Below are 24619 nucleotides of genomic sequence, written 5' to 3'. Positions count from 1 at the left end.
ACAGATGGTCGTTTGACGCCCTGCGGGTGTCGGCCTTGACGTGCCAGAGCAGGCTGCGGTCTGCCACGATGGGTGCATGGAACTCCTACTCAAAACTCCCTCAATGGCGCAGGCCGTGGTGTCCACGCTGGCCGAAATTCCTTTTCCCAGCGTCGACGCCGACCTTCCGGTCGCTCTGCTCACGCGCTGTCCGGCCGCGTCTGTCACGCCGCTTGAAGATGTGCCCGCCCTCGCAAAGGCCGCGCAGGTGGCCAAGGTTCACGTCAAGGATGAACGCAATCGCATGGGGCTGGGCAGCTTCAAGGCGCTTGGTGCGGCCTATGTGATCGCGCGGGATGCCGAAGCGGGTGCCTCGGCAGGGCGCACCTATGTCACCGCGAGCGCAGGCAATCACGGCCTCTCTGTTGCGGCGGGTGCACTGGCGTTTGGAGCGCGAGCGGTTGTGTATCTGGCGGATACTGTGCCCGAAGGCTTTGCAGACCGGTTGCGCAGCTTTGGAGCGGAGGTCGTGCGGCATGGGTCCATCTACGAAGAGGCAATGGCAGGTGCCGCTGCGGCGGCGGAAGAGCATGGCTGGGCCTTGCTGTCGGACAGCTCCTGGCCGGGATATGTCGACCGGCCGCACACATTGATGGAAGGCTATCTGGTGCTGATGCAGGAAGCGGTGGCGCAGATGCCCGAAGCACCTACCCACATCTTTCTGCAGGCGGGGGTCGGTGGGTTGGCGACGGCCTGCGCCGCCTATGCGCGGGTCGCCTGGGCGGATGCACCCCGGATCATCGTGGTCGAACCCGAAGTCGCCCCGGCGCTGTATGCGTCGATCAAGGCAGGCTCGGCACAAGTCACGCAAGGGCCGGAATCCGCCATGGGGCGTCTTGATTGCAAGGAGCCGTCGCTGATTGCGCTGAAGGGGCTGGCCCGGGATGCGGATGCTTTTGTGCTCATCACCGAAGAGGAAGGCAAGACAGGCAGCGAGACCTGCGCCAAGGCAGGCTATCCCACAACACCTTCGGGCGGCGCCGGAGTAGCGGGTCTGTTGGCCGCGCGGGACGCTCTGGGTCTGACAGAGGATGCCCGGGTGCTCGTGATCCTGAGTGAGCAGGCCGCATGACGGCGCCGTCGCGTGGCTTTCCGGTGTCGGAATTCGAGGCACGGACAAAAGCCGCACAAGCTCTTATGGCCGAGCACGAACTGTCGGCGCTTCTACTGACCACGGAGCCGGAGATCCGGTACTACACCGGGTTCCTGACGCGGTTCTGGGAAAGCCCGACGCGGCCCTGGTTTCTTGTTCTGCCTGCAAATGGCGCGCCGATTGCGGTGATCCCGTCCATCGGAGCGCATCTGATGCGGCAAAGCTGGGTCACGGACGTCCGCACGTGGGCCGCGCCGGACTATACGGATGACGGGATCAGTCTCTTGACCGACGCGCTGGCCGAATGTGTGCCTGTTGGCGGTCGGATCGGAATTGCTGATCACATCGAAAGCCATGTGCGCCTGCCGCTGGCGGATCTGAGGCGGCTTGAAATGGCTCTCTTGCCGCGCGTACTGGTCGGAGATGGGGGCATCACCCGCCGGCTGCGCCTGATCAAGTCCGAGCGCGAAATCGAAAAGATTCGCCACGCGGCCGGGGTCGCCAACCGCGCTTTCGACCGGGTTCCGCAAACCATCACGTCGGGGATGCCGCTGTCAGAGGTGATCCGCCGGTTCCAGATGCTGTGCCTTCAGGAAGGGGCGGATTGGGTGCCGTACCTGGCCGGAGCGGCAGGGGCGTCGGGTTATGCCGATGTGATCTCTCCCGCAACCGATGAGCCTGTGTCGCAAGGTGATGTCCTGATGCTGGACACGGGTTTGGTCTGGGACGGCTATTTCTGCGACTTTGACCGGAATTTCAGCCTCGGCGTTCCGACAGACGACGTGGCCTCTGCTCATGCAAGGGTGATCGATGCAACGCGGACAGCGGCCGAGCTTGCCAGACCCGGCGCGACAATCTCGGATCTCTTTCACGCGATGAACGGGGTGGTCAATCCCTCGGGCGATGTGATGGAGGCCGGGCGTCTTGGGCATGGGCTGGGTATGCAACTGACCGAAGGCCCGTCGATCATCCCGCAAGATCACACGGTTCTGGCGGCGGGCATGGTGCTCACGCTTGAGCCGTCGGTGACGGTGCGCGATGGCAGGCTCCTCGTGCATGAAGAAAACATCGTGATCCGTGACGGCGGCGCGGAGTTTCTGTCTGACCCGCAATCCCCAGACATAAGAGTGATCTGATGGCGCTTCCCTACACGCTTGACCCGCACCGCCCGACCCAGATCGGCCTGATCGCCTTGCAGAGCGATGAAACGATCGAGCGCGATTTCCGCAGGTTGCTGCCTTCCGAGGTGGAACTTCTGGTCTCGCGTGTGCCGTCCGGGGCGACGGTGTCGCTCGACACGCTTTGCGCGATGGAGGACAATCTTACGGCTGCAGCGCGGTTGCTGCCGCTTGGCGCGGATCTGGCAGCGGTGGGTTATGGATGCACCTCGGCCAGTGCCGCCATCGGGACCACCCGTGTGGCTGATCTGGTCAAGACGGGTGCTGCCACCCCGCATGTGTCCGATCCGCTCACGTCGCTTGTGGCCGCCTGTCGTCTCGGCCGACTCACCCGGATCGGTTTGGTGAGCCCCTATGTCGCCTCGGTCAGCGCGCGCCTGATCGAGGCGCTGGCCGCGGAGGGGATTGCCGTCACGGCCTTCGGCAGTTTCGATGAGCCATTGGAAGAACGGGTGGTGCGGATTTCCGGAGCGTCCATCCGCGATGCCGCGATCGAGGTGGGGCGAAGTGCCGACTGCGATGCCGTTTTCCTGTCCTGCACCAATCTGCGTGCCCTTGACGTGATCGACGAGATCGAGGACGCTCTGGGCCGACTCGCACTGTCCAGCAACCAGGTTCTGGCGTGGCATCTTGGTCGACTGGCCGGGTTCTCGGCTCAAGGGGCGCGTGTCGGCCGGGTGTTTGACTACGCCTGATCACCCATTCGACCGTGCGGCGTGCAGCCACCCCAGGCTTTGATCGGTATCCGCGCCAGGGCGGTATTCAGCCCCCAGGGGACGGGTCCAGCCGAGGGCGGAAATCCGTTCAAAGACGAAGGGATACCAGATCTCGCCCTGATCGGGGATGCCCCGATCGGGAACGGCTGCGAACTGGATATGCCCGATGAGCGGCAGCAGCGCTTCGAGGCGTGTGACGACATCGCCTTCGGTTCTGGCAACATGGTAGCAGTCGAACATGATCTTCACACCGGGCAGGTCGAGGTCGGCCAGCAGATCGGCGGCCTGATCGGTGCTGCGCAGGAAATAGTCCGGCGCATCGTGACGGTTGAGCGGTTCGACCAGCAACAGGATGTCATCGGGACAGGCCGCGCGGGCATAGCGCAGATTGTCGAGGAAGGTCGCGCGCGCTGCCGTGCCAGAGGCATTGCCCGCCATGACATGGATCGCGCCTGTTTTGGTGGCCGTGGCATACGCGATGGCCTGATCAATGGCGGCGCGCGCCTCGGGCACACGGTCGGGCAGGGCGGAAAGGCCGAATTCGCCGGGCTTGCCGCGGATCGTGTTCAAGCCCAGCATCGGCAGCCCGGTTTCGGCCAGCGCGGCGGTCACGGCGTTGGCGGGCGTGTCATAGGGCCAATGGCATTCGACCGCATCGAACCCGGCGGCCCTGGCCGCGCGGATGGCGTCGGGAAGCGGACAGTCGGTCCACAGAAACCCCAGATTTGCTGAAAACTTCAACGGGCCCTCCGTTCAACATGTGCGTGCCGGTGTCTCTTGGCGCGTTGTGCTGTGAAACGCCAGACACATGCGGTCGGACGTGGTCTGCGGAATTTCCGACTCGGGCTGGCCTGCGAAGACTTGACGGCGCACCAGCCATACCATAGGTCCAAGGACGCTGAGCGGGCGTTGTGTAATGGTAAGACCTCAGCCTTCCAAGCTGATGATACGGGTTCGATTCCCGTCGCCCGCTCCAAAGCTTGATCCTCAAATCCCGGTTTTCGCAAAACGTTTGCCTTTGGCGCGGCAAATCGGCATTTGCGGTGCGTTCGGCTTGACCATTGCGGGCTGCCCAAGGTTTAAGCGAGTGCAGCAAAAAATGGGAACCTGATGGCGGACGCGACTCCGATACCGGCAAAGACCGACGAACGCGAGAAATCCAAGAAGCTTGGATCTTTGGCGGCACTGTGGCCGTTCATCACCCCATACCGGACCTTGATGTTCGCGGCCCTGTTCGCGTTGAGCGCGACCGCGTGCGTCTCGCTGATCCTGCCTATGGCGGTACGCCGGGTGGTGGACAATTTCAACACATCGGACGGGGCGCTGCTCGACCTCTATTTCGCGGCAGCTTTGGGCATTGCCGGTCTGCTCGCCCTTGGAACGGCGCTGCGCTATGCGCTGGTGACGCGCCTGGGGGAACGGGTCGTGGCGGATATCCGCAAGGCGGTGTTCGGTCGCGTGATCGGGCTCAGCCCGTCCTTCTTCGAGCGGGTGATGACAGGTGAAGTTCTGAGCCGCATCACCACGGACACCACTTTGATCCTGAGCGTTATCGGATCGTCCATTTCCATCGCATTGCGCAACGTGCTGATCTTCTTCGGCGGCATGATCTTGATGCTGTTCACCTCGGCCAAGCTTACGGGCATGGTGCTGTTGATCGTGCCGGCGGTCGTGGTGCCCATCCTCGTGCTGGGCCGGAAGATGCGCAAACTCAGCCGCGAGAACCAGGACTGGATCGCGGCCTCGTCGGGCAATGCGTCCGAGGCGCTGCTGTCAGTGCAGACGGTGCAGGCCTTCACCCACGAGGAGATTTCGCGCAACGCCTTCGGCGACGTCACGGAAAAGAGCTTTGATGCAGCCCGTCGCCGGATCTGGACGCGGGCGCAGATGACGGCCATCGTGATTTTCCTTGTATTTACGGGAATTGTCGGCGTTCTCTGGATTGGTGCGACCGACGTGCGCAATGGCACGATGAGCGCCGGTGAACTGGTGCAGTTCGTCATCTATTCGGTCATGGTTGCGGGTTCGGTTGCGGCCTTGTCCGAAATCTTTGGCGAATTGCAGCGCGCTGCGGGCGCGACTGAACGCCTTGTCGAACTGCTCCATGCCGAAGACACGGTCAACGATCCCGAAACACCTCTGACCTTGCCGGAACCCGTTCGGGGCGAGATCACCTTCGAGGACGTGCATTTCAGCTATCCCAGCCGTCCGGGTGTTGCGGCGCTGGACGGTGTGAACCTGCGGATCGCGCCCGGCGAAACCGTGGCGGTCGTGGGACCCAGCGGTGCTGGCAAGACGACGATCATCCAGTTGATCCAGCGGTTTTATGATCCCGACTCCGGGTCGATCTGTCTTGACGGCATGCGGATTGATGCCCTGAGCCGGGACGCGTTCCGCAAGCATATTGCATTGGTGCCGCAGGATCCGGTGATCTTTGCCGCCTCTGCACGCGACAACATCCGCTTTGGCCGTCCCGGTGCCACGGATGACGAGATCGAGGCCGCGGCCAAAGCGGCTGCAGCGCATGACTTCATCACGGCTCTGCCTGACGGCTATGACAGTTGGCTCGGCGAGCGCGGCGTGATGCTGTCCGGTGGCCAGAAGCAGCGTATCGCCATCGCACGCGCCATTCTCAGGGATGCGCCGGTGCTGTTGCTGGACGAGGCGACAAGCGCGCTGGATGCCGAAAGCGAACGTGCGGTGCAGCGCGCGGTGGACGAGCTGTCCGAAGGGCGCACGACTGTCATCGTGGCGCATCGCCTGGCGACCGTGAAGAAAGCGGATCGCATCATTGTCATGGATCAGGGGCGCATCGTGGCTTCCGGTGCGCATGATGCGCTGGTGTCCGAAGACGGTCTGTATGCCCGTCTGGCCCGGTTGCAGTTCACCGACGGCATGGCCGCAGAGTAGAATTTTCGACAAGCGGGACGGCAAGTGTCGGTTTTGACCATGACAGGTTGGGATCGGCAGCATCACCCTGACGCCGAACGGCATGCAGGGAGAAGGCCATGAAAGTCGGATTTGTGGGATTGGGGGCCGTTGGGGCCAAGCTGGCGGGAACGCTGGCACGCAACGGGGTGGACCTGACGGTTTTCGACCTTGATTCCGAGCGGATCGACTTTCTGGTATCCAAGGGGGCGAAGGCAGGCACGAGCCCTGCGCAGATCATGCGCGATTGCGAGGTGGTGATCACCAGCCTGCCCAGCCCTGCGGCGTCGCAGGCGGTGCTGGATCAGCTTCTGCCGGAAATCGGACCGGGCAAAATCTGGCTCGAGATGTCGACCACCGACCCCGAAGCGATCAAGGTGCAGGCCAAGGCGGTTCAGGACCGGGGTGGGCGGGCGGCGGACACGCCTGTTTCGGGTGGGTGCCATCGGGCGGCAACCGGCAATATCTCGATCTTTGCTGGCTGTGACCGGGCGACCTTTGAAACTGTGCTGCCGCTGCTGACCTATATGGGCCGGCGCGTCTTGCACACCGGTGAGGTGGGCAGCGCGTCTGTGCTCAAGGTGATGACCAACTACCTCGCGACGATCCATCTGGCGAGCCTCTGTGAGGCCATGACAACGATGGCGGCGCATGGGATCGACCTTGGCACGACCTACGAAGCGATCAAGGCGTCGTCGGGCACGTCCTTTGTGCACGAAACTGAAAGCCAGTTGATCCTGTCGGGAAATCGCGACGTGGATTTCACGCTGGATCTCGTACTTAAGGACATCGGCCTCTTCCAGTCCTTGGCCGACGCCAAGAATGTGCCGCTGGAACTGTCGCCGCTGCTCATCTAGATCGTGAAGGACGGGCAGGCGCGCTATGGCGACCGGGCACAGTCGGATCGGCTGATCGAGCGGCTGGAGGAAGCGACAGGGCTGTCGATCACCGCACCGGGTTTCCCGACCGAACTGATTGACGACGAACCCGAAGAGCGCGGGTGGGAGATCGTTCGAGCAGTCTCGCCTTGATGGTGTGAATGCGCTATCGGCGTCCTTGCACTACAGGAGAGACGCCATGACCGACGAGATCCTTGCCGAGGTCGATCCGCGCGGCCCGCGCCGTGTGATCGGGATTGGAATGCTGCTCATGCTGGGTGGTCTGGTACTTTACCTGGCCTTCCTTCAGCCGCCGGCGAGCCTGATCTGGCAGGCCTTTCTCTTGGGCATGGGGCTGGTTTCGCTTTGGATGGCGTACAAGCTGCAGGTGGCGACGACGCGAAAGCTGTTTCTCACCGAAGAGGCGCTGACTGACAGTGACGGCACGGTGATCGCGCGGGTCGAGGACATCATCGCAGTCAACCGGGGCGCGTTTGCGATGAAGCCGTCCAATGGCTTTACGCTCAAACTGAAGAACCCGGCGCCACGGGCGTGGCAGCCGGGTCTGTGGTGGCGTGTGGGGCGCCGGGTGGCCGTGGGCGGGGTGACACCGGGGTCTCAGGCCCGCCCAATGGCTGATATCATCGCCGTCATGATCGCACGGCGTCAGGCTTGAAGATCAGGTATTCTTCTTCTTGCCTTTGCCGTTCGTCGGCTCGGACGTCGTCGCGGCGCATTCGTCGCTTGCGTCACCTTCGTCGGCGTTCTCTGCGTTGTTGTTGCAGAGCGAACCGCCCGGAGCATCCTGGTCGCCATTGCCCCAGCCGTTGTTCTGCCAGACCTTGCCGGACCCGTCATTCGCGCCTTCAAAGATCACCTGCGACGCAAAGCGCGGACGGGTGAACGAGTAAGTCGTGATGTCGAACCCGTCATTCGCCAGATGCACCAGCGGCTGATACCAGTCGCGGCTTTCGACGATGATGGTCTGGTCGCCAACCGCAAGGATCGGAAGAGCCGGCAGGTAGGTGGTCATGTCGCCCTGGGTCAGAGCCGGCCAGTCGCCACGCGCCACCGACCAGACGAGGTCGTAGGTTTCGTTGCCGTTGCTGACGCCGTTACCTTGCTTGTTGTACTGGACCACCGAGATCCGAAGGTCGATATCGTCGCCCTGGGCCTGTGCAAGGTGGAACAGGAGGTTCCGGGCGTTGTCGATATATGTGTCGTCAAGTATCTCGGTTTCGCGCGAGATGATGTCGCCGATCGTGTAGTTGGCCTTCTGGTTGATGGCTTGTTGGCGCATCACGTCGAAATAGAGCCATGAGATTGCAAAGATCACGATCAGAGCAGGAAGGATGATGACGGCCTCAAGCGTCGCATCGCCCTTGGTGTCGCGGATGAACCGCGACACACGTTCATGAATACGAGCAGTCATTAGTAGGGCTCCTGTACGAAGGCCGAGAAGGAAACGATTGCAGCGTATCCATCGGCGTCTTTGGGCATGGCGGCCGCCACACTGCCCGCCGGGCTGATCGGCTTGTACTTGTAGCAGGCGCGCAGCAGCATCAGCTCGTTGGGCTGACCGGGATCGAACTGGCGCAGCGGGCGCACGGGTTCTGCCGAGTCATAGCAGTCCGCATCCCGTGCCGGTTCCGTCCAGTCCCGAAGGCTCAGCGGGATCATCTCGAGACGCAGCATGGTCTCGCAATCCGTCAGCACGGGGGCGTTTTCACAGATCGACGTCTTGAGCGTGTCGTGGTCGATATTCTCGCCGGTTCCGAGCCGCACATCGCGAACTGCCAGATCCAAACCGCGTTCGAGTTGCGTGTGGCGGATCGAGAGAGCCCCGATTTCCATTCCGGCCACGATGACGGCCAGGAACACAGGCGCCCAGATGACGAAGGGGATCGTTACGACAGAGCCGCTTTCGTCCCGCAGGAAGCTGCGGAATTTCTTGGGAACAAACCGCATCATTGTGTCAACCTCAGCTGGTTAATAGTCCGGGCAATGGCCTGGAACGCTTCGGAAATCTCCAGCCCTTCGACCGGGAAGTAGTGGGCCGGCGAAGAGGCACAGTCACGCATAGCCGCCTGACCTGCATCAGGGGCTTCGAACCCGATGGCGAAGACGGTGATGTCGGCATCGCGCGCCTGGGCGCAGATGGTCGACAGGCGTTGGTCAGCCTGGGTGCCGTCCACGATCGGAACGTAAGAGTAGTAGGCGTTGTAGTATTGGTTATACGACACCCAGCCATCGTGGTACGGGCGGCGGAAGAACTTGTTGCCGAAGGCGCGGGTACCCCAGCGGGCAAACACTTCGGCATTGCTCATCCGACGTGCGCTGTTGCCGCCGTCCGGCGTGTTGCGATACCGGTTGCTCCAACTGCTATACTCGTACCGGGACCAGAAATAGACGTCGTTGTTGTTGCCGTTCCAGTCGCGCACCCGGTGCGAAAACCGGTCATTGGTCGGATCATTGTCGCCGCGATCGTCGATCCAGATATTGGACATGCCGCTGGCATATTCCGGAGCGAGGTCGAACTGGGTCGTGTTCATGCCGTCGGTCATGACGACCGCGATCTTGAGCGCGTCCGGCGCATCGTATGCCGCGGGGCGACCCGCAGCTTCGGCCACGACGTGCCCGTCAGCGATCAAGTCGTCGACGACAGGCCGCGCAGACGGATCGAGCAGTGCCACACCCCACTTCATCCCGAGGTCGATGGCGGTGTTGCCGCCTGCGCTCAGGGTGGCGATATGGGCAACAAGCTCGTCACGATCAGAGCTGTGCGCGATCATCGATCCATAGGTCCCGACCGGGCACCACGAATCAGGTGTGACCGTGGTGTTTTCGTCGAGCGTGTACGGGTCGAAATGGGCAAGCCGCTGAAGTGGGCTCGTCGGTGAAATCGCCCGCGATGAGAACGCGGAGTCCGGGAAGATCGCGCAGTTCGACGTGTTGTGCTCGTTTGTCAGAGTGTAATACTGAGACAAGGTCGGCCCAAGGCTTACCGTCGCGTTGTACGGAATGATGCTGATCGTCGTAAGGCCGGCATCGTCGTTGTTGATGACGGTGTCCACGAATTCGGTCGCGGCAGTCCGCAGGTTTTCGATCTTCGAGTTCTGACCCATCGAGCCCGAAATATCGAGGACAAGGGAAATCTCGATATTCGAAATCCGCTCTTCGGCAGCTGCGAGGCCGCTCGATTGCAGTTTGTCGAAACCGAGCAGATGCAGGAAGTTCGAATTGTAGGTGCGCTGCGCCTCGGCCGTGACGGTCCGGAAGTTCAAACCCGAATCGACCGTGATGTTCACGTCCGCAAGCGTGTCCTCCAGGTTCATCTTCGTCAGGTAATCCTGAACGAGGACTTCCGGGTCGATCTGCTGTTCAAGGTCGGCAGCGGCCAGAACGGCGCGGTCCAGCGTGTTCTGAAGCCGGGTCCGTTCCACCTCGGAATAGATCATGTCGATCCCGATCCCGCCGTAGACCAGCATGACGAAGACGCCCATAAGGCCGAAGATGGTTATGTTGCCATCGGTTTCCCGAGTATAGCGGGTCAGGATCGAGGCCGCGCTGGACCGCAGCTTCGATTTGCTCCGCATCTCGGTCCGCACCCTTGGCAGAAGGTTGCTTAATCCGATCATTTAGTACCTCTTTCCCGCCCTTTCAGGACGGTCTGACACCCCACTTAGATTTTGACAGGAGTGCAGGCGAAACACGGCGGGATTACGGCCCGAATTGTGAAGAAAATAAGGAGTGCATTGTTTTTTATGGATAATTCAGTATCGAGAGGCCTTATTGATGCCGCGTGTGAAACAGTCCGCCACAATTGGCGTTTTCGTTCGCTAAATCCGCGTCAAGAATATGCGTTGGAAAATTAACCATGCAGTCACAGGCTGGTGAGATATAAGGTCGATGTGCGCACAAGCTCGGGAGGGACAGATGAGCACCATACCAGCCAATGAGCCGACATTTCGGGAATCAGTCGACCTGATGTTCAACCGCGCGGTCGCGCTGATGGACCTGCCGCCCGGCCTCGAGGAAAAGATCCGCGTCTGTAACGCGACCTATACCGTGCGGTTTGGCGTGCGCCTGCGCGGCCAGATCAAGACCTTCACGGGATACAGATCCGTGCATTCCGAACATATGGAACCGGTCAAGGGCGGCATCCGTTATGCGCCGTCCGTGCACCAGGACGAGGTCGAGGCGCTTGCAGCGCTGATGACCTATAAATGCGCTCTGGTCGAAGCGCCGTTCGGCGGATCAAAGGGCGGTCTGCGGATCGACCCGCGCGAATATGACGAATACGAGCTGGAACAGATCACGCGTCGTTTTGCCTATGAGCTGGCAAAACGAGACCTGATCCACCCGGCCCAGAACGTGCCAGCGCCCGACATGGGAACCGGTGAACGGGAAATGTCGTGGATTGCCGACCAATACGCGCGGATGAACACCACGGACATCAACGCACGGGCCTGCGTGACCGGGAAGCCGATCAACAATGGCGGGATCGCCGGGCGGGTCGAGGCGACTGGCCGAGGTGTGCAATACGCCCTGCGGGAATTCTTCCGTCATCCCGAAGACATCAAGGCGGCCGGCCTGACCGGCACGCTGGATGGCAAACGGGTGGTCGTGCAGGGTCTCGGCAATGTGGGCTACCACGCGGCCAAGTTTCTGGGCTCCGAAGATGGCTGCAAGATCATCGGGATCATCGAACGGGACGGCGCGCTGTTCAACGAGAACGGACTCGACGTCGAAGCGGTGCGGGACTGGATCGTCAAACATGGCGGCGTGACCGGGTATCCCGATGCGCGCCACACGGCTGAAGGGCCAACCGTGCTTGAAGCCGAGTGCGACATCCTCATACCGGCGGCGCTTGAGGGGGTGATCAACCTGACAAACGCGAACCGGATCAAGGCTCCGCTTATCATCGAAGCGGCGAACGGGCCGATCACGGCAGGGGCCGACGACATCCTGCGCGCCAAGGGGACGGTTGTGATTCCCGACATGTACGCCAACGCTGGTGGTGTGACGGTGTCCTATTTCGAATGGGTCAAGAACCTGAGCCACATCCGCTTTGGCCGCATGCAGCGCCGCCAGGAAGAGGCGCGGCACCAGTTGGTCATCGACGAATTGCAACGCCTCGACGACATGATGGGCGACAAGTGGTCGATGACACCTGACTTCAAGCAGAAGTACCTGCGTGGTGCGGACGAGCTGGAACTGGTGCGCTCGGGCCTCGATGACACGATGCGGATCGCCTACCAATCCATGCGCGAGGTGTGGCATGGCCGGGGTGACGTGCAGGACCTGCGCACAGCCGCCTATATCGTCGCGATCACCAAGGTCGCATCGGCCTATCGGGCGAAGGGCCTCTGACGGATGACATTGCGTTTGGGCTGGGTTAGGTGTGATGCACGCTTTGACCCGGCCCAATCCATGAGGACCTCCATGATCCGTACCCTGTTTGCCCCCATTGCCCTGACGCTGTGCCTGTCGACTCCGGCGATGGCGCAGGACAAGGATGCCGAGTGTCGGAAGATCGGCCAGATCGCGACGAATATCATGACCGAGCGCAAGAACGGCACCAACGAACGGCGCGCGGAACGGCGTGTGCTGCGCAACATCCCGAATGTGTCGAAGAACGACGAAGTCCTCACGGTGCAGTTGATCGCCTGGATCTATTCATTGCCGGAAGAGCAAATGACGCCCGAGGTCAGCAACACGCTCTACCAGACCTGTCTGTCGCAATAGGCGCACGCGTTTCACCCGGCACGCCCACTGGACTCTGGAGCATCGAATCCCGATATTCCGGACATGAGCCTGCCGCCCAATTTCCTAGACGACCTGCGCACCCGCATCAGCCTGTCCCAGGTGGTCGGGCGCAAGGTGCTGTGGGACACGCGCAAGTCAAATCAGGCCAAGGGCGACATGTGGGCGCCATGCCCGTTCCATCAGGAAAAATCGGCCAGTTTCCACGTCGACGACCGCAAGGGCTATTACTATTGCTTTGGGTGCCACGCCAAAGGCGATGCGATTTCCTTTGTCCGCGAGACCGAAAATGTCGGCTTTATGGAGGCGATCGAGATCCTTGCCGCTGAGGCCGGCATGCAGATGCCCGCTCGCGATCCCAAGGCGCAGGAAAAGGCCGATCACCGGACGCAGCTTGTCGAGATCATGGAAAAGGCCGTGCGCTTTTTCCGATTGCAGTTGCGCAGCGGCACAGGCGGTCCTGCGCGTGATTATCTGGCCCGGCGCGGCTTGGACGAGGCGACGCAGAACAGGTTCGATATCGGCTTCGCGCCGCCGGGGTGGCAGACGCTGTGGGATCACCTGACCGGACAGGGGATCGCGCCGGACCCGATCATCGAAGTTGGTCTGGCCAAGCCGTCGCAGAAAGGCGGCAAGCCCTACGACACGTTCCGCAATCGGATCATGTTCCCGATCCGGGACGCGCGCGGGCGGACCATCGCCTTTGGCGGGCGGGCGATGGACCCGGACGACAATGCCAAATATCTCAACAGCCCGGAAACTCCGCTCTTCGACAAGAGCCGGACGCTTTACAACCAAGGCCCTGCGCGCGAGGCGGCGGGCAAGGGGCAGCCTCTGATCGTCGCCGAAGGCTATATGGACGTCATCGCGCTTGCGACAGGCGGGTTCGAAGCCGCTGTTGCGCCGCTTGGAACCGCTGTGACCGAGACCCAGCTGCAGATGCTGTGGCGCATCACGGACGAGCCGATCATGGCGCTGGATGGCGACAAGGCCGGTCTCAATGCGGCGTACCGTGTCATCGACCTTGCGCTGCCTCTGCTGGAAGCGGGGAAATCGCTGCGCTTCGTGCTCTTGCCCGAAGGCAAAGACCCGGATGATCTCATCCGGTCGGATGGGAGCGAGGCGATGCGGGCGCTGCTCGATGCGGCACAGCCGATGGTGAACCTGCTCTGGCGGCGGGAAACGGAAGGCCGCGTCTTTGACAGCCCCGAACGCAAGGCCGCGCTGGACAAGACGCTGCGCGAGCGGCTGCGCACCATACAAGACCCATCCTTGCGGGGGCACTATGGCGAAGAGATCAAGCGCCTGCGTTGGGAGCTGTTCCGCCCGGCCTCGAAAGCAGATCGGGCCCCCGCACGACGCTTTGGTGCGCCGGCCTTGGTCAAGCCCGCCGAAGGTACGCGGGCATCATTGCTCGTGTCGGGCGGTAAGGATGTCGAACTGCGCTTGCGCGAGGCGGTGATCCTTGCCGCGCTGATCTCGACCCCCGAATTGATCGCCGAATTCGACTCGCAGATCGAGGGCATGTCCTGCGTTGATCCGGATCACGCCGCACTGCGCGCCTGCCTTTTGCGGCATGCTGGCGATGCCCCGGAGGCCGTTCAGGCCGCCGCGGACGCGATTCTGGGCGAACCTGCCCTTGAAAAGCTCTGCCGCGCTCGCCATGTGGCGATTACGCCGTGCCTTCGCAACCCCGGCGACCGTGAACTGGCCCGCCTGACCATCGCCGAGGAGCTTGCAAAACTGGAAGCGGGCATCGGGCTCGATGCGGAAATTGCCGAAGCGGCAGAAGACCTTTACGGTTCCGCCGATGAGACCCTCACATGGCGATTGAGCCAGGCGGCGGCTGCACGGCAGAGCGCGCAACGGGCGCAGTCCGAAGACAAGGCCGAATATGATCTTGGTCCGAACGGGGCCGCGATCAACCGAGAAGAACGCAGCGCATTTGCCGCTTTGATGGAAACCATTCGCTTCGAGAAACCCCGGAGTTGACGGTGTTTTGCTAAGGAAAGCGTAAAAGAAACAGGGTAAACGGGTGTGCGAATCACCAATTCGCGCTATTGATTCGGGTCAATCGAATCGCCCCGCCTCGACAGGAGCATCCATGGCCGCCAAAGATAACGACGACGCCAAGACCGAAGACCGCGAGGATGATGTCAGCCTCGACATGAGCCAGGCTGCGGTCAAGAAGATGATCGCCGATGCGCGCGAGCGCGGGTACATCACCTACGACCAGTTGAACGAGGTTCTGCCTCCGGACCAGGTCAGCTCCGATCAGATCGAAGACGTGATGTCGATGCTGTCCGAGATGGGCATCCAGGTCACCGAGGATGACGAAGAATCCGACGATGACGACGACAAGGGCAGCACCGAGCTTGTCCAGACGGCGCGTCCCGGCGAAATCGCGCTGGCCTCGGGCACATCGGAAAAGCTGGATCGTACCGACGACCCGGTCCGCATGTACCTGCGCGAAATGGGCAGTGTCGAACTGCTCAGCCGCGAAGGCGAGATCGCGATTGCCAAGCGCATCGAGGCCGGCCGCAACACGATGATCGCCGGGCTCTGCGAAAGCCCGCTGACCTTCCAGGCGATCACCATCTGGCGCGAGGAACTTCTCAGCGAAGACATTCTGCTGCGCGATGTGATCGACCTTGAAACGACCTTCGGCAATCAGATGGGGGACGACGAAGACGTCGCGCCCAGCGTTGTTTCAGGAGGCGAAAGCGGGTCGGACAAGGAGGACGGCGGGTCCGAAGAGCTCGACGCTGATGGCAACCCCATCCGCCGCGAGGAAGAGGACGACGAGGACGAACAGGCGAACATGTCGCTTGCCGCCATGGAAGCCGCACTCAAGCCACGCGTTCTCGAAACGCTCGACCGGATTGCGCAGGACTATGAAGAGCTGTCGAGCATGCAGGACAGCCGCATCTCGGCCACCTTGAACGAGGACGGATCGTTCAGCGACAGCGACGAGGAGCGGTACCAGAAACTGCGCTCTGAAATCGTGGTTCTGGTCAACGAACTGCACCTGCACAACAACCGCATCGAAGCGCTGATCGACCAGCTTTACGGCATCAACAAGCGCATCATGTCGATTGACTCCGCGATGGTGAAACTGGCCGATCAGGCCCGCATCAACCGCCGCGAATTTATCGAAGCCTATCGCGGGCGCGAGCTTGATCCCAATTGGCTGGACGAGATGGCCGAGAAGGCGGGTCGCGGTTGGCAGATGTTCATCGAACGCTCGCTCGACAAGGCAGAAGAACTGCGCGCCGACATGGCGCAGGTCGGTCAGTATGTCGGCCTCGACATCAGCGAATTCCGCCGCATCGTCGCACAGGTCCAGAAGGGCGAGAAAGAGGCGCGTAAGGCCAAGAAGGAAATGGTCGAAGCGAACCTGCGTCTCGTGATCTCGATCGCCAAGAAATACACCAACCGCGGTCTGCAGTTCCTCGACCTCATTCAGGAAGGCAATATCGGCCTGATGAAGGCGGTGGACAAGTTCGAATACCGCCGGGGTTACAAGTTCTCGACCTATGCCACATGGTGGATCCGTCAGGCGATCACCCGCTCCATCGCCGATCAGGCACGCACCATCCGTATCCCGGTGCACATGATCGAAACGATCAACAAGCTGGTCCGCACCGGTCGCCAGATGTTGCACGAGATCGGCCGCGAACCGACGCCGGAAGAGCTGGCCGAAAAGCTGCAGATGCCGCTTGAGAAGGTCCGCAAGGTGATGAAGATCGCCAAGGAGCCGATCAGCCTTGAAACGCCCATCGGCGACGAGGAAGACAGCCAGCTGGGCGATTTCATCGAGGACAAGAACGCCGTGCTGCCGCTCGACAGCGCCATTCAGGAGAACCTCAAGGAAACCACGACACGGGTTCTGTCGTCGCTCACCCCGCGCGAGGAACGTGTTCTGCGGATGCGCTTTGGCATCGGCATGAACACCGACCATACGCTCGAGGAAGTGGGCCAGCAGTTCAGCGTGACCCGCGAACGGATCCGCCAGATCGAGGCCAAGGCGCTGCGCAAGCTCAAGCACCCGAGCCGGTCGCGCAAGCTGCGGTCGTTCCTGGATCAGTAAGCGATGTCGTTTCTCAAGAAACTCTTCGGCGGAGGCGGTGGCTCGAACACACCGCCTTCGACGCCTGCCGAGACCCATAACGCCTACACGATTTACGCGGAGCCGGTCAAAGATGGTGGCACGTGGCGCATCGGTGCGCGGATCGAGAAAGAGATCGACGGCGAGGTCAAATCGCATTTCATGATGCGCGCAGACACGCTTCAAAGCTATGATGAGGCATGCACCGCGTCGATGAACAAGGCGCGCATGCTGGTCGATCAACAGGGCGATCGGATTTTCTCCTGATCCCGTGTTTCACGCTGAAGTGACCGGGCCGATCCGCACAAGGGCTCTGCACGGATCTGCGTTTTTGTGAGGATGGGGGATGCCCATCTGAGTGTCACGAAAGGACACTCAGATGAAACAGACCCTGATTGCTATGCTCTTCCTCCTGCCGGTGACGGCGTTCGCCTATCCGGATCCAAATGTGCCGTCGTGCCAGAGTGCTGGCGACATCGTGGACACTATTCTGCCGCAGCCGTCGACTGGCCCGGTGGTGGCCACCGTTCCGTCTGGCACATACTGACGCAAAAGGCGCGCCATCCGTGGCGCGCCTTTATGTCATGTGCGATCCGCTTGATTGGGGTCGCGTGTCGTTCCGGGCCCCGTTTCAGGATCGGGGTTCGTCTGTTTGGGACCATCCGACGTGTCCGGCACATCCTTGTGTTTGTCGGGCCAAGGGAAACCGGTGCGGTCCGCCTGGTTCGGGTCCGACGTGGAACCCGGTCCGGTTGTCGGGTCAGAGGTATCGGCAGTCATCAGCGCCTCCTCAATGTGTTGGCATGACGAAGACTTCCTGCACAGTCGCGCGGGGGTCTGCGTCCAGAGCGAAGATCACCGACCGTGCGATGTCTTCGGGCTTGAGCTTGTCGGGTTTGGCATCGTCAAAGAACGGCGTGTCCACCATCCCCGGCGCGATCACGGTGCAGCGGCCACCCCATTCGCGCATCTCCTCTGCGATATTGCCGCCATAGCCATGAACGAACCACTTGGAGGCCCCGTAGACCGACCCCTTGATGTGGCGGCGACCCGCGGCAGACCCGGTCATCAAGAGATGCCCTTTGGAGGTCTTGAGATGCGGCATCGCGGCCTTGGTCGTCCACAGCAGGCCCAGCACGTTGAGCCGGATCATCTGCTCCCATTCATCGGGATCGCCGGCATCCGTCCCCGATGCGCTGAGACCTGTCCCGGCATTGGCAAAGGCGGCGTCCACTGCTCCGAACTGGTCGGCCAGTTTCGCCAACGCGTCGGATTGCGCGTCAAGATCGGTGGCATCGCCCGGCAAGGCCAGCGCATGATCGCCGAACTCTTCGGCCAATGCTGTCAGCTTGTCTTTCGACCGCGCAAAAAGACCGACATTCCAGCCATGTTCGACGGCGGAACGCGCAGTGGCTTCACCGATGCCTGTGGACGCGCCGGTGATGAAGAGGGTCTTTCTGGTCATGAAACGTCCTTTGAGTTGGTGTCTTTTGTCAGAGCACCAACGCAAAGGGGGGCGGTCCGGGTTCCCCCGGACCAACATGCTCGATCAGCTCAGATGTTCGTTGAAGAAAGCGATGGTCCGCTCCCAGGCCAGCTCGGCCGCAGCTTCGTCATAGCGGGGCGTGCTGTCGTTGTGGAAACCGTGGTTCACGCCCGGATAGATATGCGCGGTGTAGGTCTTGCCGTGTTCCTGCAGGGCCGCCTCGTAAGCAGGCCAGCCTTCGTTGATGCGCTCGTCGAGTTCGGCGTAATGCAGCAAGAGCGGTGCCTGAATGTTCGGGACATCCGCCGCATTGGCTTGCCGTCCGTAGAACGGCACCGAGGCCCCCAATTCGGGATAGGCCACTGCCATCGCGTTGCAGACTCCGCCGCCATAACAGAAGCCGACGCAACCCACCTTGCCGGTCGTGTCGGAATGACTGGCGAGGAATTCGTAGGCTGCGAAAAAGTCGTTCATGAGCTTTTCGCCATCCACCGTGCGCTGCAACTCGCGGCCTTCGGCATCATTGCCCGGGTACCCGCCGACGCTGGTCAGACCGTCGGGCGCAAGGGCGATGAACCCGGCTTTGGCCACGCGCCGCGCAACATCCTCGATATAGGGATTGAGCCCCCGGTTCTCGTGGATGACCACCACCGCAGGGGCGGGGCCGGTCAGGTTTGCAGGCTTCACCAGATAGCCTCGCACCTCGCCATGCCCGTTGGGCGACGGATACATGATGTATTCCGGCAGAATGTCGGGGTCGTTGAAGCTGACCTGTTCGGCCAGCGCGTAATTTGGCGACATCAAGTTCAGCAGCGCCGCTGCCGTCAGGCCGCCGACGGCGAATTTGGCCGCACGGTCCAGAAACTCGCGTTTGGTGATCTGGCCATGGGCGTAATAGTCGTAGAGTTCGAGCAGCTCCTGGTCGAAATCCTTGGCCGTCATGCGTTTGGTCGGGGTAATCTCGTTCATTGCAAATCTCCCTGTGACGCCGTCGCCTGCGCCCTCCTGGCACGCTCCGGACCATTCAAGGATAGCGCTGCGGGCAAACCCGACTATTGTGAAATTATGCAAACGGTATTTCAGATCCAAACAAGCGGCCCGGGCCTTTACGAATTTACAGGCCATGTTGCGGATTGGGTGACGGGAACAGGTCTTTTGACGCTGTTCGTTCAGCACACCTCCGCCAGCTTGCTGATCCAGGAAAATGCCGATCCCGAAGTGCGGACCGATCTGGCGGAATTTTTCCATCGGCTGGTGCCCCCCACGACCGATCCGTCCATGTCCTACCTGACCCACACCTATGAAGGGCCAGACGACATGCCCGCCCATATCAAGGCGGCGCTTTTGCCGGTCAGCCTGTCGATCCCGGTCAGCAACGGGCGGATGGCGCTCGGAACCTGGCAGGGCATCTATCTCTTCGAGCATCGGAGCGCGTCCCAGACCCGTCGCGTGGCGGCGCATCTGGGATGATGCATTCGCACCACCACAGATAGCGGCTTGAAATCCCCTCTACCCAAAACTTCGCGGCTCTCCTATAGTGACTGTGGATAAGTGGGGGAAACCCACAGTCTGAGGCAGAGACGAAAAAGAGGGGAACGGCCAATGCGCTGCCCGTTTTGCGGAAATATCGACTCACAGGTGAAAGACAGCCGTCCCGCAGAGGACCATGTTGCCATTCGGCGCAGACGCTTTTGCCCGGCCTGCGGTGGCCGGTTCACCACCTATGAACGGGTGCAGCTGCGCGACCTCGTTGTCATCAAGTCCAGTGGCCGTCGCGAGGATTTCGACCGCGACAAGCTTGAGCGGTCCATTCGCATGGCAATGCAGAAACGCCCGATCGAACCGGAACGGATCGACCAGATGATCTCGGGCATCGTGCGCCGCCTCGAAAGTCTCGGCGAAACCGACATCGCGTCCAAGCAGATCGGCGAGATCGTGATGGAAACGCTCGCCCGGATCGACACGGTGGCCTACGTGCGTTTTGCCAGCGTCTACAAGAATTTCCAGGAAGCCGACGATTTCGACAAGTTCGTCAGCGAATTGCGGCCGAACGAGAAAGACAAACCCAAATCCGACGAGTGATCCTGTCCCATGCGCCCGGATGATGCGCGCCATATGCACCGGGCGCTGGAGTTGGGCCGCCGCGGGATGGGCAACACGTGGCCGAATCCGGCCGTGGGGTGTGTCATCGTGGCCGGTGACAGGGTGGTCGGCGAAGGTTGGACGCAGCCGGGCGGGCGTCCTCATGCCGAGACCGAGGCGCTGGCGCAGGCAGGCGCAGCCGCGCAGGGTGCCATCGCCTATGTCACGCTCGAACCTTGCGCACATCACGGACAGACACCGCCCTGTACCGACGCTTTGATCGCTGCGGGGATCGTGCGGGTCGTGGCACCGTTCAGCGACAGTGATCCGCGGGTTTCGGGGCAGGGCTTCGAGCGTCTGCGCGCAGCCGGGGTCGACGTTGTCACCGGGGTTTGCGCCGAGGACGCAGCAGAGGATCATGCCGGCTTCTTCAGCCGCATCGAACAGGGCCGACCGCTTCTCACCCTGAAGCTGGCAACCAGCCTTGATGGGCGGATCGCCACTGCCAGTGGTGACAGCCAATGGATCACCGGTCCGGAAACCCGGTCCTACGTGCACCATCTCAGGGCAACGCATGACGCTGTGATGGTGGGGGCCGGTACGGTGCGCGCGGATGACCCGCTGCTGACGGTGCGCGGTATCGACGTGCCCCGACAGCCGGTTCGGATCATCGTGTCCCGTCGGCTCGACCTGCCGATGGATGGAAACCTGGCGCGCACGTTGGACGAGGTGCCGGTCTGGCTCTGCCATGCCGAGGATGCGCCCGAAGCCGTACAGCAGGCCTGGACAGCACTGGGGGCCCGCCTGATCCGTGTGCCGCTGCATGGCCGACAGGTCGAGATCCCCGCGCTGATGCAGGCGCTGGGCGATGCTGGCCTGACCCGTGTCTTTTGCGAGGGCGGCGGCGAGCTCGCTGCCAGCCTTCTGGCGTCCGATGTCGTCGACCGGCTCGACCTGCATATGGGGGGCGTCGTGATCGGTGCCGAGGGACGTCCCGCGCTGGGGGCGTTGGGCCTCGGCCGGTTGGCGGATGCTCCCCGGTTTCGCCTGCGATCCGTGCGCCAAAGCGGCGATGATGTGGTGCAGAGCTGGACGCGTCAGCGCCGCCAAAGCCACGCATAGCTGGCCATCACACCCTGTGCCTTTGAGAGCAGGCGCAATCCCGTGCCTTGAGGTGCCGCGCCATCGCGCAGCCGGTCCAAAACCACTTCGATCGGGCAGGCCTGCCTGGTCACGGGGTCAAAGTAGCGTGGATAGTCGATCAACGCCGCATGCACGAGCATCTCGATCGACACCACCTTGCCGCGTCGGGCCGGTGTCAGGCAGAGGTCCGTTGTCAGCCCCCAGCCGGCGTAGAAGGGCAGACCCAATGTCGTCACCGGCACGTCGCGCAGCAACGCCTCGAACCCGGCCAGCGAGGTCATGGTCCAGACGGCATCCACCTGAGCCAGCAGGTGCGCCATCGGGATATCCGTCACGACCTGGTCGGCCCATTGCATCGCATCCGCCACGGCCCCGGGACGCAAGCCGGTCACCACATCGGGATGCGGTTTGTAAAGGATGCAGGCCTCGGCATTCGCATCGCGGACCCGGCGCAGAAGGGCGGCATTCGTCCGGACCTCGGGACTGCCAAGCAGAACCGACGCGTCGTCCTCGACCTGACCGGGCACCAGCAGAATGGGACGCTTGTCCGGTTTCTCAAACACGGGCCCCGTCGCGCCGGAGGCGTATTTCGTCACCTCTTCGGTGACCAGCCGCCGGATTAGGCTGCGGGCGCGCGCAAGGGCATGGTCCGGCAAGTCAATGCTTTGCGCGATCAATGACTCAAGTCGAGATGGGCGGGAAGGGTCGAAATAGATGCCCAGATCGTCCAGCACCAGCGACAGCGGCGGCACAAGGTTGGCCCCAAGTCCCTGCGAGCGGATGAACCCGTCCTCCACACAGACCTCGCCGTCTTGCGCTGCCCGGCCCCAGGCCATGACCCGCGCGCCATCGGCCGGGCGCGCAGCACCAAAGCGCATCGGTTTGTACTGGCCGAACATCGCCTGCATGTGGGGTCTCTTCCAAAGACGGATGTTGCGGCCGACCCAGCCGTGGCGATCCTCCTGCTCGGCCCGGCGCGTTGCTTCGAGCGTCGCCATCACCCGTTCGAGAGTGCAGAGCCGATCCTGATAGGGGTCGTACCAGACCGGATAGCGCATCATCGCCCCGGCAAACAATTGTGTGCGGGTGAGCTTGCGCTGGCGGCGGATCAGCTGATGTTCGTCCTCGGTCAGGCCCCATCCCGCGTAAAAGGGTGTCCCGAAGACGCGCGGTTTATGCCCGGCGAGAATGGCCTCGAAGCCCATCTGCGAAGACAAGGTGTAGACGGCAATGGCGCCGTTCAGCAAATCCATGGGCGCGATGGCGCCATCCACAAAGGAAATGCGCCCCTGCGCCTGTTCCGGGCCATAATGCCCCGGCCTTTTGCCCGACTGCGTTTCGGGATGGGATCGGATCAGGATCTGCGCCATCGGATGCTCTGTCTGCGCGTAGTAGAGCATCTCGGCAAAGCGCGCCCGCGCCATGTCTGGGCCGGGTACCGAGGCCAGAACCGACGCATCGCCCTCGGCCTGATCGATCACCAGGACGTAACCGGGCTCGGGCAGGGTCAGATCGGGATCGAAGGAACTGTACTTCGAAAGGCGCGAGCGGCAGAACCGTGCCGCCAGATCGCGCGCTGTGTTCAGCAGCGCGCCGTCGTCAAGCGGGTCTTCGACCAGCAGCGTTTCAAGGTCAGAAGGGCGGGACGCATCGAAATGCAGCCCGCGCCGGTCAAGCACCAGGCCCAAAGGGGCCTCACGGCTCACACGTCCCGGATGCAACGACCGGAGGAATGCATCCTCGACGCGGAGCACTTGGGCGTCCCGGCCTTCGGCCACGGCCAGACCACGCTCTGAACTCGGTGCGGCGCCCCAGACGCCCACCCAGTCCGACGCTGAAGGCCGTCCCAACGTGACCGACCATCCGGCAAGCTGAAGGATGCGCTTGACGCGGCTCTGTGTAAGAAACCCGGAATTGTAGACAAAGAGACGCCGGAGAGCGTTTTCCCCGGCGTGTCCCAGTGTGTCCAACCCTTGCATGGTCGTTACGGCGAGGTCGTTCCGCCTGTCGCCACGTTGCCGAGGCTCTGTGCGCTCCCAAGCGTCCCGGTGATCGACGCAATAGTCCGGTTCCACTGAACGATCGGCGCTTCGGTCACATAGATCGTGTCGCGATCCCGGATCAGGAAATCCCGTGCCACGAAGAGTCCGTTGGGCTCTGTCAGATCCATCACGTAGATCATGCGCTGCGCGCCCACGAGGTCATTGCGCCCCAGAACCGCATTGGCGATCTCGGCTGGCTCGTTGCGGAACACGAAGACCCCGGTCGGATCGGCCGTGGTCGCGCTCAGGCCACCCAGCTGGGCCAACGCCTCGACCAGAGACAGCGTCTGTGTTTCGAAGGTCAGGCGCGTCTGCGTGCCAGCAGCGCCAAGCGCTGTAAACGATCTCTGGTCGGCCTGAATCAGGATACGGTCGCCGTCGCGCAGCGCGATGTCGAGTTCCGGGTGATCATAGAGATCTTCGAACCAGATGGTTTCGCTGACGTTGCCCCGCGTGAGCGTGACCTGTGCGATTTCGGCGGCTTCGCCAATCCCGCCCGCGCTGGCCAGCATCGCGGCAAGGGTGCGCGTCGGGCGGGTGATCGGAAAGACCCCCTGAACACCGGCGGACCCGAGGATCGACACGCTGGCCCCATCTCCGGCAGTACGGCGCACCTCGACCTGCGGGTCCGGGGTCTGATCCTGCAGCTTTTCGGTGATGATCCGACGGATCCCCTCGGGCGTGTTCCCAGCGGCTTTGATCCGTCCGGCATAGGGCACGAAGATGAAGCCGGCACCATCGACCTGAACGTTTTCGAGCGGTGTCGCGTTTGATGTGGGTCCGGCCAACAGGCCGTCATCCACGTTTTCCCAGATCGTCAGACCGAGTATGTCGCCCGGTCGGATGATGTCGGCGCTTTGAACACCCGCATTCTTGAGCTGGGCCGAGAAACCGAGAGCCGGAACAACTGCGGTGGTGCGCGTCACGCGATCATTGATCGCCACGACAAACGCATCCCCTTCGCGCTGAACCGACCCGGCGAAGATTTGGTTCTTTGTCGGGCCAACGCCCGGCAGGCCGCAAGACGCCACGACCGATGCCGACAGCACCACGGCAATGGGCCGCGCCCACCGGAATTTCGAACTGAACACTGCTCGGTCTCCTCGACCAGTTATTGACTGCCTCGGTTTATATTTTTGGAAGAAGGTAAAGGAATCCAG

General features: G+C 62.1%; 23 protein-coding genes, 1 tRNA gene and 1 pseudogene. 16 read left to right on the top strand and 9 right to left on the bottom strand.

What is annotated here, in order from left to right; genetic code table 11:
* The first annotated feature begins 76 nt into the window (after positions 1 to 76).
* Genes MRY75_RS18500 through MRY75_RS18490 form a run of 3 tightly spaced genes read left to right on the top strand, consistent with a single transcriptional unit; the run spans position 77 to position 3005 of the window.
* Positions 77 to 1111, top strand: a complete 1035-nt coding sequence (locus MRY75_RS18500) for a pyridoxal-phosphate dependent enzyme (RefSeq protein ID WP_292309482.1) — start codon at positions 77 to 79, stop codon at positions 1109 to 1111.
* On the top strand, positions 1108 to 2268 hold the full coding sequence (locus MRY75_RS18495; protein WP_292309481.1) for a Xaa-Pro peptidase family protein: 1161 nt from the start codon (positions 1108 to 1110) through the stop codon (positions 2266 to 2268). Before MRY75_RS18500 ends, MRY75_RS18495 begins: the two co-directional genes overlap by 4 nt.
* Entirely contained in the window at positions 2268 to 3005 is a 738-nt protein-coding gene (locus MRY75_RS18490) for an Asp/Glu racemase (RefSeq protein WP_292309480.1), read from the top strand. The genes MRY75_RS18495 and MRY75_RS18490 overlap by 1 nt, the downstream gene beginning before the upstream one ends.
* On the opposite strand, the gene MRY75_RS18485 is transcribed toward MRY75_RS18490, so the two are convergent.
* On the bottom strand, positions 3006 to 3767 hold the full coding sequence (locus tag MRY75_RS18485) for a TIM barrel protein (protein WP_292309479.1): 762 nt from the start codon (positions 3765 to 3767) through the stop codon (positions 3006 to 3008).
* A 161-nt stretch (positions 3768 to 3928) separates the two neighbouring features.
* Between MRY75_RS18485 and MRY75_RS18480 the strand changes: the two genes are divergently transcribed.
* The 4 genes and pseudogenes from MRY75_RS18480 to MRY75_RS18465 all read left to right on the top strand — a co-directional run bounded on the left by MRY75_RS18480 (position 3929) and on the right by MRY75_RS18465 (position 7508).
* Positions 3929 to 4002 (top strand) — tRNA-Gly (locus MRY75_RS18480).
* Between the two features lie 134 nt (positions 4003 to 4136).
* Positions 4137 to 5936 (top strand): ABC transporter transmembrane domain-containing protein, encoded by a 1800-nt coding sequence (locus MRY75_RS18475; protein WP_292309478.1) that lies wholly within the window; start codon positions 4137 to 4139, stop codon positions 5934 to 5936.
* 98 nt (positions 5937 to 6034) lie between these two features.
* Positions 6035 to 6985: pseudogene (locus tag MRY75_RS18470) on the top strand (NAD(P)-dependent oxidoreductase).
* Positions 6986 to 7031: 46 nt separating this feature from the next.
* Positions 7032 to 7508: a hypothetical protein gene (locus MRY75_RS18465; protein ID WP_292309477.1), complete on the top strand. Its 477-nt coding sequence runs from the start codon at positions 7032 to 7034 to the stop codon at positions 7506 to 7508.
* Positions 7509 to 7511: 3 nt separating this feature from the next.
* Here the strand turns inward: MRY75_RS18465 and MRY75_RS18460 are convergent, their stop codons facing one another.
* From MRY75_RS18460 to MRY75_RS18450, 3 genes are read right to left on the bottom strand one after another with little or no spacing between them, the layout of a single operon-like run.
* The gene (locus MRY75_RS18460; RefSeq protein ID WP_292309476.1) at positions 7512 to 8264 is read right to left on the bottom strand and encodes a hypothetical protein; all 753 of its coding nucleotides are present in this window, start codon (positions 8262 to 8264) and stop codon (positions 7512 to 7514) included.
* Complete coding sequence (locus MRY75_RS18455; protein ID WP_292309475.1) at positions 8264 to 8803, bottom strand: pilus assembly protein; 540 nt, start codon at positions 8801 to 8803, stop codon at positions 8264 to 8266. The genes MRY75_RS18460 and MRY75_RS18455 overlap by 1 nt, the downstream gene beginning before the upstream one ends.
* Positions 8800 to 10470 (bottom strand): Tad domain-containing protein, encoded by a 1671-nt coding sequence (locus MRY75_RS18450; RefSeq protein ID WP_292309474.1) that lies wholly within the window; start codon positions 10468 to 10470, stop codon positions 8800 to 8802. Before MRY75_RS18450 ends, MRY75_RS18455 begins: the two co-directional genes overlap by 4 nt.
* A 298-nt stretch (positions 10471 to 10768) precedes the next feature.
* Here MRY75_RS18450 and MRY75_RS18445 point away from each other — a divergent pair, with 298 nt between their 5' ends.
* The 6 genes from MRY75_RS18445 to MRY75_RS18420 all read left to right on the top strand — a co-directional run bounded on the left by MRY75_RS18445 (position 10769) and on the right by MRY75_RS18420 (position 17253).
* Complete coding sequence (locus MRY75_RS18445) at positions 10769 to 12205, top strand: Glu/Leu/Phe/Val dehydrogenase (protein WP_292309473.1); 1437 nt, start codon at positions 10769 to 10771, stop codon at positions 12203 to 12205.
* 72 nt (positions 12206 to 12277) lie between these two features.
* On the top strand, positions 12278 to 12580 hold the full coding sequence (locus MRY75_RS18440; protein ID WP_292309472.1) for a hypothetical protein: 303 nt from the start codon (positions 12278 to 12280) through the stop codon (positions 12578 to 12580).
* Between the two features lie 63 nt (positions 12581 to 12643).
* Positions 12644 to 14590: a DNA primase gene (gene dnaG / locus MRY75_RS18435; protein ID WP_292309471.1), complete on the top strand. Its 1947-nt coding sequence runs from the start codon at positions 12644 to 12646 to the stop codon at positions 14588 to 14590.
* A 112-nt stretch (positions 14591 to 14702) separates the two neighbouring features.
* Positions 14703 to 16688: an RNA polymerase sigma factor RpoD gene (gene rpoD / locus MRY75_RS18430; protein ID WP_292309470.1), complete on the top strand. Its 1986-nt coding sequence runs from the start codon at positions 14703 to 14705 to the stop codon at positions 16686 to 16688.
* A 3-nt stretch (positions 16689 to 16691) separates the two neighbouring features.
* On the top strand, positions 16692 to 16973 hold the full coding sequence (locus tag MRY75_RS18425) for an HlyU family transcriptional regulator (protein ID WP_292309469.1): 282 nt from the start codon (positions 16692 to 16694) through the stop codon (positions 16971 to 16973).
* A 112-nt stretch (positions 16974 to 17085) separates the two neighbouring features.
* On the top strand, positions 17086 to 17253 hold the full coding sequence (locus MRY75_RS18420) for a hypothetical protein (RefSeq protein WP_292309468.1): 168 nt from the start codon (positions 17086 to 17088) through the stop codon (positions 17251 to 17253).
* Between the two features lie 35 nt (positions 17254 to 17288).
* On the opposite strand, the gene MRY75_RS18415 is transcribed toward MRY75_RS18420, so the two are convergent.
* From MRY75_RS18415 to yghX, 3 genes are all read right to left on the bottom strand, one after another.
* Positions 17289 to 17486: a hypothetical protein gene (locus MRY75_RS18415; RefSeq protein ID WP_292309467.1), complete on the bottom strand. Its 198-nt coding sequence runs from the start codon at positions 17484 to 17486 to the stop codon at positions 17289 to 17291.
* A gap of 10 nt (positions 17487 to 17496) precedes the next feature.
* On the bottom strand, positions 17497 to 18171 hold the full coding sequence (locus tag MRY75_RS18410) for an SDR family oxidoreductase (protein ID WP_292309466.1): 675 nt from the start codon (positions 18169 to 18171) through the stop codon (positions 17497 to 17499).
* Between the two features lie 84 nt (positions 18172 to 18255).
* Positions 18256 to 19161: a YghX family hydrolase gene (yghX, locus tag MRY75_RS18405; RefSeq protein WP_292309465.1), complete on the bottom strand. Its 906-nt coding sequence runs from the start codon at positions 19159 to 19161 to the stop codon at positions 18256 to 18258.
* A gap of 96 nt (positions 19162 to 19257) precedes the next feature.
* On the opposite strand from yghX, the gene MRY75_RS18400 reads away from it, so the two are divergent.
* The 3 genes from MRY75_RS18400 (at position 19258) to ribD (ending at position 21396) form a co-directional block, all read left to right on the top strand.
* The gene (locus MRY75_RS18400) at positions 19258 to 19662 is read left to right on the top strand and encodes a secondary thiamine-phosphate synthase enzyme YjbQ (protein WP_292309464.1); all 405 of its coding nucleotides are present in this window, start codon (positions 19258 to 19260) and stop codon (positions 19660 to 19662) included.
* Between the two features lie 132 nt (positions 19663 to 19794).
* Positions 19795 to 20274, top strand: a complete 480-nt coding sequence (gene nrdR / locus MRY75_RS18395) for a transcriptional regulator NrdR (RefSeq protein ID WP_292309463.1) — start codon at positions 19795 to 19797, stop codon at positions 20272 to 20274.
* Between the two features lie 9 nt (positions 20275 to 20283).
* A complete protein-coding gene (gene ribD / locus MRY75_RS18390; protein ID WP_292309462.1) occupies positions 20284 to 21396 on the top strand; it encodes a bifunctional diaminohydroxyphosphoribosylaminopyrimidine deaminase/5-amino-6-(5-phosphoribosylamino)uracil reductase RibD in 1113 nt (370 codons plus the stop codon).
* On the opposite strand, the gene MRY75_RS18385 is transcribed toward ribD, so the two are convergent.
* Together MRY75_RS18385 and MRY75_RS18380 are read right to left on the bottom strand one after the other, a co-directional pair.
* A complete protein-coding gene (locus MRY75_RS18385; protein ID WP_292309461.1) occupies positions 21372 to 23396 on the bottom strand; it encodes a capsular polysaccharide biosynthesis protein in 2025 nt (674 codons plus the stop codon). The genes ribD and MRY75_RS18385 overlap by 25 nt on opposite strands.
* Before the next feature lie 5 nt (positions 23397 to 23401).
* The gene (locus tag MRY75_RS18380) at positions 23402 to 24550 is read right to left on the bottom strand and encodes a polysaccharide biosynthesis/export family protein (protein WP_292309460.1); all 1149 of its coding nucleotides are present in this window, start codon (positions 24548 to 24550) and stop codon (positions 23402 to 23404) included.
* Positions 24551 to 24619: the final 69 nt, after the last annotated feature.

The organism is Marivita sp. (assembly GCF_022763305.1).
Classification (GTDB): Bacteria; Pseudomonadota; Alphaproteobacteria; order Rhodobacterales; family Rhodobacteraceae; genus Marivita.
This window is presented reverse-complemented; position numbering and strand designations above follow the sequence as displayed.